The organism is Stenotrophomonas sp. PUT21 (assembly GCF_052232875.1).
GTDB lineage: Bacteria > Pseudomonadota > Gammaproteobacteria > Xanthomonadales > Xanthomonadaceae > Stenotrophomonas > Stenotrophomonas maltophilia_N.
In genome coordinates, this window is record NZ_CP197645.1 from 2111946 (window position 1) to 2126843 (window position 14898).

18 protein-coding genes are annotated in these 14898 nt (G+C 66.6%); 6 read left to right on the top strand and 12 right to left on the bottom strand.

All coding sequences use genetic code 11. The features are described from left to right. Positions 1-2: 2 nt before the first annotated feature. Genes ACTT2I_RS09765 through ACTT2I_RS09780 form a run of 4 tightly spaced genes read right to left on the bottom strand, consistent with a single transcriptional unit; the run spans position 3 to position 3190 of the window. Positions 3-374 (bottom strand): YfeK family protein, encoded by a 372-nt coding sequence (locus ACTT2I_RS09765; protein ID WP_443096838.1) that lies wholly within the window; start codon positions 372-374, stop codon positions 3-5. Continuing rightward, the gene (phaC, locus tag ACTT2I_RS09770) at positions 371-1441 is read right to left on the bottom strand and encodes a class III poly(R)-hydroxyalkanoic acid synthase subunit PhaC (protein ID WP_293981883.1); all 1071 of its coding nucleotides are present in this window, start codon (positions 1439-1441) and stop codon (positions 371-373) included. Before phaC ends, ACTT2I_RS09765 begins: the two co-directional genes overlap by 4 nt. Next, positions 1438-2523 carry a class III poly(R)-hydroxyalkanoic acid synthase subunit PhaE gene (gene phaE, locus ACTT2I_RS09775; protein ID WP_088435404.1) on the bottom strand — a complete coding sequence of 362 codons (1086 nt, stop codon included), beginning with the start codon at positions 2521-2523 and terminating at the stop codon, positions 1438-1440. Before phaE ends, phaC begins: the two co-directional genes overlap by 4 nt. Before the next feature lie 52 nt (positions 2524-2575). Beyond that, positions 2576-3190, bottom strand: a complete 615-nt coding sequence (locus ACTT2I_RS09780; RefSeq protein WP_088435403.1) for a CDP-alcohol phosphatidyltransferase family protein — start codon at positions 3188-3190, stop codon at positions 2576-2578. Positions 3191-3567: 377 nt separating this feature from the next. Here ACTT2I_RS09780 and ACTT2I_RS09785 point away from each other — a divergent pair, with 377 nt between their 5' ends. Next, positions 3568-4218, top strand: a complete 651-nt coding sequence (locus tag ACTT2I_RS09785; protein ID WP_421099800.1) for a class I SAM-dependent methyltransferase — start codon at positions 3568-3570, stop codon at positions 4216-4218. 19 nt (positions 4219-4237) lie between these two features. On the opposite strand, the gene ACTT2I_RS09790 is transcribed toward ACTT2I_RS09785, so the two are convergent. From ACTT2I_RS09790 to ppsR, 3 genes are all read right to left on the bottom strand, one after another. Next, complete coding sequence (locus tag ACTT2I_RS09790) at positions 4238-4726, bottom strand: NUDIX hydrolase (protein ID WP_421099799.1); 489 nt, start codon at positions 4724-4726, stop codon at positions 4238-4240. A 57-nt stretch (positions 4727-4783) separates the two neighbouring features. Beyond that, positions 4784-5293 carry a DUF1249 domain-containing protein gene (locus tag ACTT2I_RS09795; RefSeq protein WP_088435400.1) on the bottom strand — a complete coding sequence of 170 codons (510 nt, stop codon included), beginning with the start codon at positions 5291-5293 and terminating at the stop codon, positions 4784-4786. A gap of 92 nt (positions 5294-5385) precedes the next feature. Next, positions 5386-6207 (bottom strand): posphoenolpyruvate synthetase regulatory kinase/phosphorylase PpsR, encoded by an 822-nt coding sequence (gene ppsR, locus ACTT2I_RS09800; protein ID WP_019184148.1) that lies wholly within the window; start codon positions 6205-6207, stop codon positions 5386-5388. Between the two features lie 143 nt (positions 6208-6350). Here ppsR and ppsA point away from each other — a divergent pair, with 143 nt between their 5' ends. Continuing rightward, positions 6351-8729 carry a phosphoenolpyruvate synthase gene (gene ppsA, locus ACTT2I_RS09805; protein WP_421099798.1) on the top strand — a complete coding sequence of 793 codons (2379 nt, stop codon included), beginning with the start codon at positions 6351-6353 and terminating at the stop codon, positions 8727-8729. A gap of 263 nt (positions 8730-8992) precedes the next feature. After that, positions 8993-9460 (top strand): REP-associated tyrosine transposase, encoded by a 468-nt coding sequence (locus ACTT2I_RS09810; RefSeq protein ID WP_172407622.1) that lies wholly within the window; start codon positions 8993-8995, stop codon positions 9458-9460. Positions 9461-9632: 172 nt separating this feature from the next. Here the strand turns inward: ACTT2I_RS09810 and ACTT2I_RS09815 are convergent, their stop codons facing one another. The 5 genes from ACTT2I_RS09815 to mntR all read right to left on the bottom strand — a co-directional run bounded on the left by ACTT2I_RS09815 (position 9633) and on the right by mntR (position 13482). Further along, positions 9633-10745, bottom strand: coding sequence for an alkene reductase (locus ACTT2I_RS09815; RefSeq protein WP_088435397.1), 1113 nt, complete (start codon positions 10743-10745; stop codon positions 9633-9635). A 116-nt stretch (positions 10746-10861) separates the two neighbouring features. Next, positions 10862-11731: an EcsC family protein gene (locus tag ACTT2I_RS09820; protein WP_421099797.1), complete on the bottom strand. Its 870-nt coding sequence runs from the start codon at positions 11729-11731 to the stop codon at positions 10862-10864. A gap of 105 nt (positions 11732-11836) precedes the next feature. Next, the gene (gene orn, locus ACTT2I_RS09825) at positions 11837-12406 is read right to left on the bottom strand and encodes an oligoribonuclease (protein ID WP_088435396.1); all 570 of its coding nucleotides are present in this window, start codon (positions 12404-12406) and stop codon (positions 11837-11839) included. Between the two features lie 100 nt (positions 12407-12506). Next, positions 12507-13031 (bottom strand): tRNA adenosine(34) deaminase TadA, encoded by a 525-nt coding sequence (gene tadA / locus ACTT2I_RS09830; protein ID WP_088435395.1) that lies wholly within the window; start codon positions 13029-13031, stop codon positions 12507-12509. Next, positions 13024-13482: a manganese-binding transcriptional regulator MntR gene (mntR, locus tag ACTT2I_RS09835; protein ID WP_088435394.1), complete on the bottom strand. Its 459-nt coding sequence runs from the start codon at positions 13480-13482 to the stop codon at positions 13024-13026. Before mntR ends, tadA begins: the two co-directional genes overlap by 8 nt. A 241-nt stretch (positions 13483-13723) precedes the next feature. Here mntR and ACTT2I_RS09840 point away from each other — a divergent pair, with 241 nt between their 5' ends. The 3 genes from ACTT2I_RS09840 (at position 13724) to ACTT2I_RS09850 (ending at position 14876) form a co-directional block, all read left to right on the top strand. Further along, on the top strand, positions 13724-14338 hold the full coding sequence (locus tag ACTT2I_RS09840) for a peroxiredoxin family protein (RefSeq protein WP_443096839.1): 615 nt from the start codon (positions 13724-13726) through the stop codon (positions 14336-14338). Positions 14339-14447: 109 nt separating this feature from the next. Beyond that, the gene (locus tag ACTT2I_RS09845; protein ID WP_421099795.1) at positions 14448-14642 is read left to right on the top strand and encodes a hypothetical protein; all 195 of its coding nucleotides are present in this window, start codon (positions 14448-14450) and stop codon (positions 14640-14642) included. 54 nt (positions 14643-14696) lie between these two features. Then, positions 14697-14876: a hypothetical protein gene (locus tag ACTT2I_RS09850; RefSeq protein ID WP_088435391.1), complete on the top strand. Its 180-nt coding sequence runs from the start codon at positions 14697-14699 to the stop codon at positions 14874-14876. Positions 14877-14898 lie beyond the last annotated feature (22 nt).

The following is a 14898-nucleotide window of genomic DNA, read 5'->3' on the forward strand; positions in this document are numbered from 1 at the left end:
GTCTACGGGGTGCGTTGGCGCAGCGCCTTGAGCCGGGCGGCGAACCAGACCGCCGCCGTCGTCTCCGGCTGGCCGGGACAGGCGATCCGGTAGGGCTTGCCGCTCATGCTGCTCTGAATGGCGGCACGCTCGATGAACTGCTCGGCGGTATCTACCTTGTCCTTCTTCAACAGGTAGTCGTACTTGCGCTGCAGGTGGGCGCGCGCCTCGGGCGCATCGTGCCAGCTGCCGTTGCGCTGGAAGCGGCAACTGGAGCCCTCCAGCGCGCCGATCAGGCCGGCGATCTCGCGGCGGGCCGTCTCGTTCGGCGCCGCGTGGGCGGAACCGACCGCCAGCAGACCCACGGCCAACCAGGCGATTGCGTAGCGCTTCATTGCGAACGCCCGTCCAACCACCCGGTGATGGTACCGGGCACTTCGCGCTGGGCACGGCCGGACACGTAGATGCCGATATGGCCGCCGCGGAAACTGCTCTCGGTGTAATCCGTGCTGCCGATCCGGCCGCGCAGCGCGCGTGACGCATCCGGCGGGACCAGATGGTCCTGCTCGGCATAGATGTTCAGCACCGGCAGCGTGACCTGCTGGAGGTCGACCGTTTCGTCACCGATGCGCACGCCGTCATGCATCAGGCCATTGCCTTGGTAGAACTGCTTGATGAAGTCACGGAACGCCTCGCCGGCGAGGTCGGGCGAGTCGAAGATCCACTTCTCCATGCGCAGGAAATCTTCAAGCGCATCCTTGTCATCGAGAATGTCGAGCAGCCCCACGTACTTCTGCACGTTGAGGCGGAACGGCTTGAGCATCAGGTAGCTGGCATTCATCAGATCGGCCGGGATGTTGCCCAGCGTGTCCACCAGCAGATCCACGTCCACCTGCCGCGCCCAGTGCGAGAGCATGTTGTCCGGGGTGTGGAAATCGACGGGCGTGACCATCGTGATCAGATTGGCCAGCTTGGCCTGGCGCAGCGCGGCATAGCACAGCGCGAACACGCCGCCCTGGCAGATGCCCAGCATGTTGATCGGTTCGCCGCCGTTGCGCGCCTGCAGGTGATCCACCGCGCCATCGACGAAGCGCAGCAGGTAATCCTCCAGCGTCTGGTAGCGCTCGGAGCGATCCGGGTAGCCCCAGTCCAGCACATAGACATCGTGCCCGAGCGCCAGCAGTTTCTGCACCAGCGAGCGGTCGGTCTGCAGATCGACCATGTACGGCCGGTTGACCAGTGCATACACGATCAGCAGCGGCGTCCGGCGCACCGGCGCTTCGCTGCCGACGAACCGGTACAGCGTGACCTTGCCATCGCGCCAGACTTCCTCGCGGGTGGTCACGCCGTAATCGACATCGTCCACCGAAGGCAGCAGCTTCAGGCCATCCATCAGCTTGCGCTGCATGGCCAGGGTTTCCTGCAGCAGGTCTTCGGCGTTGAAGCCCAGGGGACCTTTCATGCGCTGCGCTTCCGGGGCTTGGAGGTGGGCTTCAGCGGCTTGGTGGCTGCAGCAGCTTTGCCGGCGTTGCCGGCTTTCGCCGCCTTCGCCCGCATGGGTGGCTTGCTCTGTGCTGATGCTGCCTTTTTCGAGACTGCCTTCTTCGGGGCTGCCTTCTTCGGGGCAACCGGCGGGGTGGCCGGCCTGCCAGGGCCCGCACCTCCGGCCATGCGCCGCACCAGCCGCTCCAGCTCGGCGATACGGCGATGCGCGGCATCCATCTCGGTGCGTGTGGGCAGCCCGAAACTTTCAGTCAGCCGCTCGATTTCCTGCTGGGTGGCCGCGCGCAACCGCATCTGGGCATTGCCCAGCGCGGCGTAGACCGCCTGGAACGGCTCGGACAGCGCGACCTTCGCGTACGCCTCTTCGGCCGCGTCGATCCACAGATCGAACATCGCCCGCGCACTGGTGAGCTGGTTGCCGGGCTGTTCGTGTTCGGCCAAGCGCTGCTCGAACAGGGTGAACGCATCGTCCAGCGCCTGTTTGATCTGTTCCACGTAATCGCGCGAGTGCGCCTGGTAGTCCTGCTGGGCGCGCAGCAACGCCTGCCAGCGGGCCTGGTGCTCGCGGCCGGGACCGAACGCCGGGCTCTGCAGCCACGGGCCGAGCTGCCGCTGCAGGGTTTCCAGCAGCTGCAGCAGGTCCGGCCCCTCGGGATGAGTGTGGCCACGCGCGCCTTGCAGCATCCACTGCAGCAGCCCGTCGCCCTGCCCCAGCACCGCCGTACGCCACGCCTGCGCGACCTCCGCGCTGGTGGTGTCGCGGCCGGCGAACTGCGCAGCCACCTGCTGCATGGTCCCGTACCAGCCACCGGCCTGTTCGCGGAAGCGGTGCACGGCTTCATCGGCCGGGCCGCTGGCCGCGTTGGGCATCATCTGCGCCCACCAGTCGATCGCCTGCTGCCAGTTGCCCTGCCCCTCGGGGCCGGCGGCATGTCCCGGCGGTGCCGCAGCATGCCGAAGGGCATCACCCCAGGCACTGAAATACTGCCGCGCCAGGGCTTCTACATCGCCTGCGCCGCTGCCACTGCCCGCCGTGGTCATGACCGTCCTCCCGTCTCGGGAAACGATGATAGCAATGCCGCGCTGCCCTGCCTCACGGCTTGGGGATGCGCAGCGTCTTGCTGATCATCAGCGAGCCGGACAGCGCGAACAGCAGCACCAGCGGGTGCAGCTGCCACGGGCCGAGCTGCCACTGACCCAGCCACAGCTCCGCTCCGGTCGCCCCGACGCTGGCCGCCACGGCCAGCACCACCACCAGCGCCAGGCTGGTTGGGATCGGGGTGCCCTCGAAGTACGGCACCTTGTCGCCTTCGCCGGCCAGGGCTTCGGCGGTCACGTTGTAGCGCGCCAGGCGGCTGACGCCGCAGCAGACGAAATAGCTCAGCACCAGCCAGTCCCAGCCGCCCTGCATGCCGCAGGCGTAGGCCAGCGCGGCCGGGGCGACACCGAAGGAAATGATGTCCGACAGCGAGTCCAGCTCACGGCCCAGGGTCGAGCTGGACTTGCGCCAACGGGCGATGCGCCCGTCCAGCGCGTCGAAAATGAAGGCCAGCGGGATCAGGGCCATGCCGAACAGCAGATAGCTGCGCTCGCCATCCTGCAGATAGCGCATGGCGGCAAAGACCGCCCCGGTGCCGCAGAACGCGTTGGCCAGGGTGAACCAGTCGGCCAGGTGGAACTCGCGCAACATCGAGAAGTGACGTTTCATGAAAGATCGGTTGGCGGCAATCGCAAGAGAGTACCGCGTGCGGCCCGCGCCCGGACAGCCCACCCTACGCCCCCGTACCCCGGGTTTGCCGCGGCGTTCACGCCAAGGCGACCTGCGGTGAATTTTTGGCCACCCATCTTGACAGCGAGCACCGGCGGGGGCCGACGCGGCTTATCCACAAACTTGCCCACGAGTCATCCACACCCCCTGTGGACAACTCAGTCTCAATAGACGCGACCGTGGTGATTTGTTGATCACCGATCCTCATCGTGGCCGCGCGATTGACCTTCACACCGGCGCCCATCGCTGCCGCCAGTGGGCTAAGCTGGCGGATGGACTCCGCCGCCGCCAGGTCCTGCCGCCCACCGACAGGAGTCTTGCGCGTGCTTTCCCCCGATGATCTGGCCGCCCAGTTGCGCCACCCGCACGGCGAGCATGCGCTTGCCGTGGCCGAGTCCATGAACCGCAGCAACGGCGACCTCAACCGGGCCGCCATCGCCCTTCTGTCGGTCACCGCTGGCGAGCAGATCCTGGAGATCGGTCCCGGCAATGCTGCGTTCGCACCGGATCTGCTGCGCGCACCGCACAGTGCCTACGTGGGGGTCGATGTGTCCGCGGCGATGGTGGATGCAGGCAATGCGCTGCTGCTCGCGTGCGGGCTGCAGGATCGTGCCGACGTCCGCCTCGGCGATGCGCATGCTCTGCCGCTGGACTCAGGCTGCGTAGACGCAGCGCTGGCGGTGAACACCCTGTACTTCTGGGACGAGCTGAAATTCGCCTTCGCCGAGCTGGCGCGCGTGCTGCGCCCCGGCGGCCGGCTCTGCCTGGCCTTCGGCGATGCCGCCTTCATGCGCACCCTGCCCTTCGCCGCGCATGGCTTCCACCTGCACGAACTGGCCGAGGTCGAGCAGGCCCTGCGCAGCGCCGGGCTGACCGTGCAGGCCTGGCGGGCGCATCACGAAAGCGGGCGCAGCAACGACGGGCGCGCGGTGAGCAAGCACTTCCACCTGCTGCTCGCGCGTCGGTAGCGTCGGCCGCCGCCCGGCACTACAGCCGGGTGTAACTCCAGGACTGCATGGCGCCGTCGCGGTACGGCATCACCCCGTGGAATGCGCGCGGTTCGTCGTCGAAGACCAGCGGCAGGAAGCTGCGATCGCCTTCCCACAACGGCAGGCTGTCGATCTTGTCCACGTCCACCCACTCCAGGGTGCCCTCCGGGTTGGAGGTCAGCGGCGTGCCGGTGAAGTCATCGATGACGAACACAAAGCCGAACCAGTCCTCGCCATTCTTGCCGAAGCCCGGCCAGCTGATCGTGCCGCGCAGGCGCATGGTGCCGCACTCGATGCCGGCCTCTTCGCGGATTTCGCGGCGCATGCAGGCAGCGGCGTCTTCGTCGCGCTCCATCTTGCCGCCCAGCCCGTTGTACTTGCCCAGGTGCAGGTCACCGGGGCGGGCATTGCGGTGGATCATCAGCACTTGCTTGCCGTCGGAGGACAGCACGTAGCCCAGGGTGGCCACGATGGGGGTATAGGGCATTTCGCACACGCTCGGGAACACAGACCCCCGATTATGCGTGATCCGTCCGGGGACGGCTCAGGGCACCAGGCTGGTGCGGCGCGCGTCGGCCGGTGCCGCCACCGCGCCATCGTGACGCAACGTCGCCACGCCGTGACCCCGTTCGGCCAGGTATTCCAGCCATTTGCCGAGGAAGGTGTTCATCCGCATGCGGTGGCTGATCAGCTCGGCCGGCGGCGGGTACATGCCCACCACATCCTGCCAGCGGCGGCCCACGTAGCAATGGGTGGTCTCGGCCTGCCGGGCATCGCGGTACAGGCGGACATAGGCCGACGGATCCGGCTGCCCGGTGACCGGATCGGCGAAGTCGTAGGTCAGGCGCAGCTCGACCGTATAGCGGTGGCACTCGATCACATCCAGGCGCACATCCAGCCCATCGCCGATCGAGGAGACGTAGCTGCCGGGCACCAGTTCCGACGGTGCGAACAGGCGCACGAGGTGCTGGTAGTTCTCGGCGTACAGGCCCATCAACCAGCTCAGGCGGCTGAGCCGGGGGATGCGTTCGATACGGGGCGATGCCTGGGCCATGGGTCGATCCTACACGTTGATCTCCCAACGTGGGGGCGGCAGCGGCCCGGCCAAAGGGGCGGCCCGCCACCGGTTCACGCCGGCGTGCCGGATCAATACATCTCGCGCTGCAGCCCCAGTGTGCCCAGCACCTTGCTCGAGATCTCCTCGATCGAGGTATGGGTGGTGCTCAGGGTCGGGATCCGCTCCATCCGGAACATGGTCTCGGCGGCGGCGACCTCGCGCCGGCAGGTCTCCAGGTTGGCATAACGCGAGTTCGGGCGACGCTCCTGGCGGATCTGCTGCAGGCGGTCCGGGTCGATGGTCAGACCAAACAGCTTCTTGCGGTAAGGGCGCAGCCGCGGCGGCAGCCGGTCCTGCTCCAGGTCCTCGTCGGTCAGCGGGTAATTGGCCGCGCGGACCCCGTAATGCAGGGCCAGGTAGATGCAGGTCGGGGTCTTGCCGGCCCGGGACACGGCCACCAGGATCACGTCTGCATCGTCGTAATTGATGGCGATGCCGTCGTCGTGGGTCAGCGCGAAGTTCATCGCGTTGATGCGGCGATGGTAGGTCTCGAAGTCCACCATGCCGTGCGCCTGGCCGACCCGGGAATGCCGGTTGACCGCCAGTTCCCGCTCCAGCGGCTCGATGAAGGGAGCGAACACGTCCAGCATCAATCCGCCGCTTTCGGCCAGGATGATGCTCAGCCCGCTGTCCACGCAGGAGCTGACCACGATGGGCCGGACCTGGTACCGCTCGCCCGCTGCACGGATCCTTTCACAGGCTTCCCGCGCTTTTTCCGGATCATCGATGAACGACATCCGGTCGGTGATGAAGCTGAACCCGGAGAACTGGGTCAGGAGGCTATGCCCAATGGTTTCAGCGGTGATACCGGTTCCATCGGACACGTAGAACACCGGACGGATCGTCGACATACGGCTTTTACCCCCTCCGAAGCTTAAAAAGGCTGTCGATACAAGCTTGTGCCGACAGCGGTCTGCCCGGCATCATATCGGCTTCTTCCTACGGACGTGGCCATCCAGCCCGCCTCGGGCGATGGCCAAACGGAGCATCGCGCTTGAACGAGAACATCCTGTGGTTGCACGAACTGCGCCTGGCCGATCTGGCCCGCGTAGGCGGCAAGAATTCGTCGCTTGGCGAAATGATCGGCAATCTGGCCGGTCTGGGGGTGTCTGTCCCCGGCGGTTACGCAACCACCTCTGAAGCCTTCAAGGACTTCATCGCCCATAACGATCTGTCCAAGCGCATCTTCGACAAGCTGGCCACGCTGGACGTGGAAGATGTCGGTGCCCTGACGATCGCCGGCAAGGAAATCCGCGGCTGGGTGATCGATGCCCCGCTCCACCCGGCGCTGGATCAGGACATCCGCACTGCCTACGCCAAGCTGTGCAGCGAAAACGGCGGCGGCGATGTCGCGGTCGCGGTGCGTTCCTCGGCCACCGCCGAAGATCTGCCCGATGCGTCCTTCGCCGGCCAGCAGGAAACCTTCCTCAACGTGACCGGCGCCGACGATGTCGTGCTCAAGGTCAAGGAAGTGTTCGCCTCGCTCTACAACGACCGCGCGATCGCCTACCGCGTCCACCACGGCTTCAAGCACGAGGACGTGTTCCTGTCGGCCGGTGTGCAGCTGATGGTGCGCTCGGGCGTGGGCTCCTCCGGCGTGCTGTTCACCCTGGACACCGAGTCCGGCTTCCGCGACGTGGTGTTCGTCACCTCCTCGTTCGGCCTGGGTGAAATGGTCGTGCAGGGTGCGGTCAACCCGGACGAGTTCTACGTCTACAAGCCCACCCTGACTGCCGGCAAGCCGGCGATCCTGCGCCGTTCGCTGGGCAGCAAGGCGATCCGCATGGTCTATTCGGATGTCCCCGGTGAGCGCGTGCGCATCGAAGACACGCCGGCCGAGCTGCGCAACACCTTCTCCATCAGCGATGAGGACGTGCAGGAACTGTCCAAGCAGGCGCTGGTCATCGAAAAGCATTACGGCCGCCCGATGGATATCGAGTGGGCCAAGGACGGCGTCAGCGGCAAGCTGTTCATCGTGCAGGCGCGCCCCGAGACCGTGAAGTCGCGTGGCCATGCCACCCAGATCGAACGCTTCGCGCTGAGCCAGAAGGACGGCAAGGTGCTGGCCGAAGGCCGCGCCGTGGGTGCCAAGATCGGCGCCGGCACCGCCCGCGTGGTGAAGTCGCTGGACGACATGGCCCGCGTGCAGCCCGGCGACGTGCTGATCGCCGACATGACCGACCCCGATTGGGAGCCGGTGATGAAGCGCGCCTCGGCCATTGTGACCAACCGTGGCGGCCGTACCTGCCACGCGGCGATCATCGCGCGTGAGCTGGGCGTGCCGGCCGTGGTCGGCTCGGGCAACGCGACCCAGCTGATCCAGGACGGCCAGCAGGTGACCGTCAGCTGCGCCGAGGGCGACACCGGCTTCATCTACGACGGCATCCTCGAGTTCGAGCGCACCACCACGGACCTGGGCAACATGCCGCCGGCGCCGCTGAAGATCATGATGAACGTGGCCAACCCGGAACGTGCCTTCGACTTCGGCCAGCTGCCGAACGCCGGCATCGGCCTGGCCCGCCTGGAAATGATCATCGCCAGCCACATCGGCATCCACCCGAACGCGCTGCTGGAATACGACCGCCAGGATGCGGCGACCAAGAAGAAGATCGACGAGAAGATCGCCGGTTACGCGGATCCGGTCAGCTTCTATGTCGGCCGTCTGGCCGAAGGCATCGCCACCCTGACCGCTTCGGTGGCCCCGAACCCGGTGATCGTGCGCCTGTCGGACTTCAAGTCCAACGAGTACGCCAACCTGATCGGCGGCAGCAACTACGAGCCGCACGAAGAGAACCCGATGATCGGCTTCCGCGGCGCCAGCCGTTACGTCGACCCGAGCTTCTCGGCCGCCTTCGCGCTGGAATGCAAGGCCGTGCTGCGCGTGCGCAACGAGATGGGCCTGGACAACCTGTGGGTCATGATCCCGTTCGTGCGCACCCTGGAAGAAGGCCGCAAGGTCGTCGAGGTGCTGGAACAGAATGGCCTGAAGCAGGGCGAAAACGGCCTGAAGATCATCATGATGTGCGAAGTGCCGTCCAACGCGCTGCTCGCCGATGAGTTCCTGGAGATCTTCGACGGCTTCTCGATCGGCTCCAACGACCTGACCCAGCTGACCCTGGGCCTGGACCGCGATTCCTCGATCGTCGCGCACCTGTTCGACGAGCGGAACCCGGCGGTGAAGAAGCTGCTGTCGATGGCGATCAAGTCCGCGCGCGCCAAGGGCAAGTACGTGGGCATCTGCGGCCAGGGCCCGTCCGATCACCCGGATCTGGCCGAATGGCTGATGCAGGAAGGGATCGAATCGGTGTCGCTGAATCCGGATACCGTGGTGGATACCTGGCTGCGTCTGGCCAAGCTCAAGGCGAAGGGTTGATTCTTGCGGCGTTGAGATGAAGAACAAAACCCCGCGCAAGCGGGGTTTTGTTTTGTGCAGCATCGGTAGAGCCGACCAACGGTCGGCTATCCACGCTGGTAGAGCCGACCGTTGGTCGGCTAACCAGCCTCGGTAGAGCCGACCGTCGGTCGGCTGCTCCGTCGGCCGGCTACACCATCGGTCGGCTGTACGCGCCCATTCCCCACACCCCAACGGCACATCGCCTTATGGCCGCCCCGCGCACCGCTGGGCATCCTGAAGGCATGCCCAGCCCACGCCTTCATTACGGCCGCCACTCGTGCATCGGCATCGTGTACGCGCTGACGACCATCACGCATGCGCGTGTACCCCACTTCCACCAGCCCGACCTGGCCAGGCATGTCATGCAGGTGCTGCATGCCATGGAAGACGAGCATCGGGTCTGCAACCTTGCGTGGGTGGTCATGCCAGACCACGTGCACTGGCTGATGCAGCTCCGGCAGGGCGCACTGGGCGCATGCATGCAGCGCTTCAAATCGCGCAGCAGCCTGCTCATCAATCGCCAATCAGCCCGCAGCGGCCCTGTCTGGCAAGCCGGTTATTACGACCACGCACTGCGCAAGGACGAAGACCTGCGACGCCAAGCCACCTACATCCTCGCCAACCCGGTCCGTGCTGGCCTGGCGGAGGTGATCGGTGCGTATCCCTTCTCGTGGTGCAGATGGCCCACCGAAGACCATCCGCCCGGGTAGAGCCGACCGTTGGTCGGCTGGTAGAGCCGACGATCGGTCGGCTGCCGCGCGTCGCGCGGCGGATGACGTATACACGCCGTCGGATTGCAGAGCAGCTGACCAACGGTCAGCTCTACCCCCCCTGGATCGCGGGAGAGCAGCCGACCAACGGTCAGCTCTACCCGGTGCGCGTTCAGGCCTCGGCGGTCTCCGCCACCGGGTAATCGGTGAACCCTTCCGCCCCACCCCCGAAGAACGTCGCCTTGTCCGGCGGATTCAGCGGCAGGCCCTGCTGCAGGCGCTCGGGCAGGTCCGGGTTGGCGATGAAGGGGCGGCCGAAGGCGATCAGGTCGGCCCAGCCCTTGGCCAGGGCCTCTTGCGCACGTTCCACCGTGTACTTGCCGGCGTAGATCAGCGTGCCACGGTAGATCATTCGCAGCGCTTCCTTGAAGGCCACCGGCATCACCGGCGCGTCTTCCCAGTCGGCTTCGGCGATGTGCAGATAGCCCACCCCGATCGCATCAAGCAGATGCGCCGCGGCCAGGTACGTCGCCTGCGGGGTGTCGTCCACCGCGCCCTGCAGCGTGGTCAGCGGCGCCAGACGCACGCCGACGCGCTCGGCGCCGATCTCCGCGGCCACCGCCTCGGTCACCTCGCGCAGGAAGCGCAGGCGGTTCTGCAGCGAACCACCGTAGGCATCGGTGCGCTGGTTGGCCTGGGAATCGATGAACTGGTTGATCAGATACCCGTTGGCACCGTGCAGTTCGATGCCATCGAAGCCGGCCGCGATCGCATTGCGCGCCGCGGTCGCATAGTCGCGCACGATCCCGGCGATCTCCTCGATCGCCAAGGCCCGCGGCATCGAGTGCTGCACCATCTCGCCGACACCGCTCTGCGGGCCGCGGCCTTCGGGATCAACGAACACCTTGACGCCCTCGGCCAGCAGGGCCGACGAGGACACCGGCGCGGCGCCACCCGGCTGCAGGGCGACGTGAGAGACCCGGCCGACGTGCCAGAGCTGGGCGACGATGCGGCCGCCGGCCGCGTGGACCGCATCGGTGACGACACGCCAGCCGGCCATCTGGGCTTCATCGTGGATGCCCGGGGTCCAGGCGTAGCCCTGGCCCTGCTGGCTGATCTGGGTGCCTTCGCTGACGATCAGGCCGGCCGAGGCGCGCTGGGCGTAGTACTCGGCCATCAGAGGCGTGGCAACGTTGCCCTCGCCCGCCCGCGAGCGGGTCATCGGCGGCATCACGATACGGTTGGGCAGCGTCAGCGCGCCGCGGGTATAGGGGGAGAACAGCATGGGAATCCTTGATTGGGGAGCCGCCGCAGCGGTGATGCCGACAAGGATGGGGACAGCGTCGCCGGCCCAACAGGCCTGGGCCGGCAAAACAGTTGTGCCGCCGATGCAACGATCGCTCAGCTGCGCTCTGCGGCCAGCATGGAATAGGCAGTCCGCACGGTCTCGTAGCCGTAGGTGCGCTCCAGCCGGCGCACGATGAAGTGCCCGCGCGCCACGTCCTGGTAGTAGTCGGTGAACATGGTGTTGAGCGTGGCGCCGGCCACCGCACCGACGATCGGCACGGCCTGGGCGGCGAATTTCTCGGTGACGACCACGCCGAAGCGGGCGGCCACTTTCTCCACCAGTTTGGCCAGCCACTTGCCGGCTTCCTTGGGGGTCAGCCCGATCATCACCGGACTGCCGCCGACCGCGCGCCCAGCCAGTTCGGCCGACAAGTGACGCATCACCTCGGCCGTGAAGCCACGCGTGATGTAGTAGCCGGTCTCGCTGGCATCGTCCTTGCCGGAATTGCCCCCCAGCGCAAACACTTCCAGGCAGGCGTGCCGGGTGCTCATCTCGCGCAGGTCGAAGCCCTCGCTGCGGGCGACATCGGCCACCGACCGCATCATGATCGTGGTCGAGACCGGCAGCTCGATGAACAACGTCGTGAAGCCGAACGCACCGCCCACCGCCCCCGATGTCGCCGCCGCCAGTTTGTGCCAGCGGGTCGATGCGGCCTTGCCAGGCGTATTGTCCATCGTCCACAACGCCGCCTGGGCGGATTTGAACAGCGCCGCTTCAACCGCGCCGTGGATGCGGCGGGACACCGAATCCGGCAACCGTTTGACCGCGAACTCCAGCGGCGAACCGATCAGGTTCGCCATCTTGGCGGTCAGCGTGGGGGATTCAAGCAGGTCCACCGCGCGCTGCAGGTCGCGCCAGTCCTGTGAGGTGGGCAGGATCGAGGACGCCAGCGGTGGCGGTTGCGGCGAGGTGATGGCATTCATGGCCGCGATCATAGCGCCGCCGATGTTTACCGCTCGTTGCCTCGCCTGCCAGTGGCTGAACGCCTGCGCGCACGCCACGCTACCGGGCGGTGCCCGGCGTTCGGATCAGGCCGGCAGGCCCGACAGCGCGCCCATGAACTGGCGGTAATGGCGCAGCTCTTCGATGGAATCGTGGACGTCGCTCAGCGCGGTATGGCTGGCGGTCTTGCCGACGCCCGCCGCGACACCCGGAGCCCAGCGCTTGGCCAGTTCCTTGATCGTGGACACGTCCAGATTGCGGTAATGGAAGTACTTCTCCAGGCGCGGCATTTCACGGTGCAGGAAGCGACGGTCCTGGCAGATCGAATTGCCGCACATCGGCGAGGCACCGGCCTTGATCCACTGCTGCAGAAACGCGATGGTCTGCGCTTCGGCCTGGCCCAGGGTCACCGTGCTGTCGACGACGCGCTGCCACAGACCCGAGCGGCGGTGCTGATTGCGGTTCCATTCGTCCATCGCCTCCAGCCGTTCCACCGGGTGATGGATCGCGAATTCCGGACCTTCGGCCAGCACCTTCAACTGCGCATCGGTCACCACCGTGGCGATCTCGATGATCGCATCGTTATCGGTGTCCAGACCGGTCATTTCCAGATCGATCCAGATCAGTCGCTCGCCTTCTGCGCCGTTGTCCGCCATGTGTTCGCCTTGTGCTGGGCCACCGCTTGCGCGGCGACCCGGTGTGGATAAGGCGCCCATGATACCGCCAACGCGTCACGGCCCTGTCGCTGCAGCGGCGTTATTCCAGCAGCAGCGGCGGCTTGCCGCGCTTGGCGCGGAAGTAGTTGGTCAACCGGGTGCTGGCATCCTTGGCCAGCACGCCCCCGTGTATTTCCACGCGATGGTTGTGGCGCGGGTCGCCGATCAGGTCGAACACGCTGCCGCAGGCGCCGGTCTTGGGATCGGTGGCCGCGTACACCAGCCGCGCCACGCGTGCGTGCACGATCGCCATGGCGCACATCGCGCACGGCTCAAGCGTCACGTACAGCGTGCTGCCGATCAGCCGGTGATTGGTGATCGCCCTGCCCGCCTGCCGCATCGCGACGATTTCGGCATGCGCACTGGGGTCGTGATCGGCGATGTTGAGGTTCCAGCCTTCGCCGAGGACAGTGCCATCGGCGCCGACCAGCACCGCGCCAACCGGAATCTCGTTGAATTCACGCTCGGCACGCTCGGCCAGCCCCAGCGCGTGGCGCATCCAGTGTTCGTCCTGGTCGTGCACCGGCACGCCCAGCGGTGGCGGCGGCGCCAGGCGCTCAACCATGGCCGTTGGCCTTGCGCACGAACGCCTCGAACGCGGCCAGGGTGGCTTCGCTGACGTGGTGCTCGATCCCTTCGGCATCGCGGCGCGCCGAATCGGCGTCCACGCCCAGCGCCAGCAGGAACTGCTCCACGGTCTGGTGGCGGGCGCGCATCTCCACCGCCAGCTGCTCGCCGGCCGGGGTCAGAAACACCCCGCGGTAAGGGCGCTGGATCGCCCAGCCTTCCTTGACCAGCCGCTTGAGTGCCTTGGCCACGGTGGGCTGTGCCACCCCGAGGCGGGTGGCGATATCCACCTGGCGGGCCTCGCGACCATCGGCGATCAGGTCCGCGATCAGCTCCACGTAGTCTTCGACCAGCTCGGACCGGCGCGCTTCACGCACCTGCACGAAGCCCTCGACATGCACCTGGGCATCGATCAGGGGCGAGGTGGCTTTACGGGTCGAGGACGGCATGGTGGCTCCAGCAATGGCCGGTGGCGAAGGGCTGCGGCACCCGGACAGTTTACCTCACGGGGGTTTGCGACTGATCCGGCGCGGCCCGGCAGGCCCGGCGCGCCCCGATCTTTTGATAGCCCACGCCTGGATTGAAACCCATGTCTCATTCACAGGAGTTTGTGTTTGACAAATGATTTTTGTTGCCGGATATATACCCCACCTACTCAGCCATGGATCCGGCCGAAGGCCAAGGAGCAGCATGGACGCATCCGCATTACGGAAGTACGGCAGCCTCGCTCTGATCGTCGTCCTGGCCGCGCTGATGACAGCGCTGGCGGTGCAGAACCGCCAGCTGCGGCAGCAGCAGGCACTGCTGGTGAGCAAGGTCGAACAGATTTCCAAGGCCGTGCACGGTCTGCCCGAAGGCGCCCAGCCCGAAGCACTCGACGCCACCGCACTGGACGGCCAGGCGGTCACCCTCGCCGGCCCGGCCAGCGGCCGCCAAGTCCTGTATTTCTTCTCCCCTGCCTGCAGGTTCTGCCTGGCCTCGGTGCCACAGATCCAGGCGCTGGACGCCGCCGCCCGCAACAACGGCAACCGCGCCTTCGAGATGGTCGGCGTCAGCCTGCCCCCGCATGAAACCGCCGAGGACTACGCACGCCAGCATGGCTTCGCGTTTCCGGTGGTGAACGATACCGACGACCGGATCCGGCAGCGCTACAACACCACCCTGGTGCCGATGGTGGTGGTGATCGAGGACGGCCGGATCATCTACCGCCACGTCGGGCAGCTCAAGGACCGTTCGGTCGATGCCATCACCGGCGCATTTGTGATCCACGCGTCGCGCAGTGCGGCGCCCGCGCCGGCAGGCTGATTCCCTCTGGCGTCGCCACCGGGCGGCGCATCCCCAGGTCTCTCCGCGCCGCTCAAGGGGCGGATCGACAGTTCCGTCAGTTGTCCTTCCCATCCCAAGGAGTTGAACGATGACGTCGAAACACACGCTGTCCCTGCTTGGCGGCCTCGCCGTCGCCGGCATGCTCGCCTTCGCTTCCGCCCAGGCGTTCGCCACATCCGCTTCGCCCGCTGCGCTGTCCGGCTGCAAGGCCGCGCCACACTGCGACTACGGCGCCAATCCGGACGGCACCTGCTGCCCGCTGACGGACCCGGCGGCCCGGTAAGCCGTTTCGCGCACCACCGGTTGTCCCCGTGTCACCTACCCAAGGAGAAACACCGTGAAGTCGAAGAAACTCATCTCGGTTTTTGGTGGTATCGCCGTTGTCTGCGCATTGGCGTTCGCATCCAGCCAGGCCCTGGCCACCTCCAGCCAGCCCAAGCCGTTGGCCGGATGTGCCGAGCAGCCGAACTGCACCTATGGCGGGCACGGCGTGTACCTGTGCTGCGATCCGCTGTAACCAGCACTCGACCATCCCGGCC

What these genes read in the sequence shown, in the direction of transcription:
- ACTT2I_RS09790 (WP_421099799.1), bottom strand. Translation starts at nt 4,726, where the DNA reads ATGCCCTATACCCCCATCGTGGCCACCCTGGGCTACGTGCTGTCCTCC.
- tadA (WP_088435395.1), bottom strand. Translation starts at nt 13,031, where the DNA reads ATGGTTGAGCGCCTGGCGCCGCCGCCACCGCTGGGCGTGCCGGTGCAC.
- ACTT2I_RS09815 (WP_088435397.1), bottom strand. Translation starts at nt 10,745, where the DNA reads ATGCTGTTCTCCCCCTATACCCGCGGCGCGCTGACGCTGCCCAACCGT.
- phaC (WP_293981883.1), bottom strand. Translation starts at nt 1,441, where the DNA reads ATGAAAGGTCCCCTGGGCTTCAACGCCGAAGACCTGCTGCAGGAAACC.
- orn (WP_088435396.1), bottom strand. Translation starts at nt 12,406, where the DNA reads ATGGCGGACAACGGCGCAGAAGGCGAGCGACTGATCTGGATCGATCTG.
- ppsR (WP_019184148.1), bottom strand. Translation starts at nt 6,207, where the DNA reads ATGTCGACGATCCGTCCGGTGTTCTACGTGTCCGATGGAACCGGTATC.
- ACTT2I_RS09765 (WP_443096838.1), bottom strand. Translation starts at nt 374, where the DNA reads ATGAAGCGCTACGCAATCGCCTGGTTGGCCGTGGGTCTGCTGGCGGTC.
- ACTT2I_RS09820 (WP_421099797.1), bottom strand. Translation starts at nt 11,731, where the DNA reads ATGAATGCCATCACCTCGCCGCAACCGCCACCGCTGGCGTCCTCGATC.
- phaE (WP_088435404.1), bottom strand. Translation starts at nt 2,523, where the DNA reads ATGACCACGGCGGGCAGTGGCAGCGGCGCAGGCGATGTAGAAGCCCTG.
- mntR (WP_088435394.1), bottom strand. Translation starts at nt 13,482, where the DNA reads ATGCCGTCCTCGACCCGTAAAGCCACCTCGCCCCTGATCGATGCCCAG.
- ACTT2I_RS09810 (WP_172407622.1), top strand. Translation starts at nt 8,993, where the DNA reads ATGCCCAGCCCACGCCTTCATTACGGCCGCCACTCGTGCATCGGCATC.
- ACTT2I_RS09840 (WP_443096839.1), top strand. Translation starts at nt 13,724, where the DNA reads ATGGACGCATCCGCATTACGGAAGTACGGCAGCCTCGCTCTGATCGTC.
- ACTT2I_RS09780 (WP_088435403.1), bottom strand. Translation starts at nt 3,190, where the DNA reads ATGAAACGTCACTTCTCGATGTTGCGCGAGTTCCACCTGGCCGACTGG.
- ACTT2I_RS09795 (WP_088435400.1), bottom strand. Translation starts at nt 5,293, where the DNA reads ATGGCCCAGGCATCGCCCCGTATCGAACGCATCCCCCGGCTCAGCCGC.
- ACTT2I_RS09845 (WP_421099795.1), top strand. Translation starts at nt 14,448, where the DNA reads ATGACGTCGAAACACACGCTGTCCCTGCTTGGCGGCCTCGCCGTCGCC.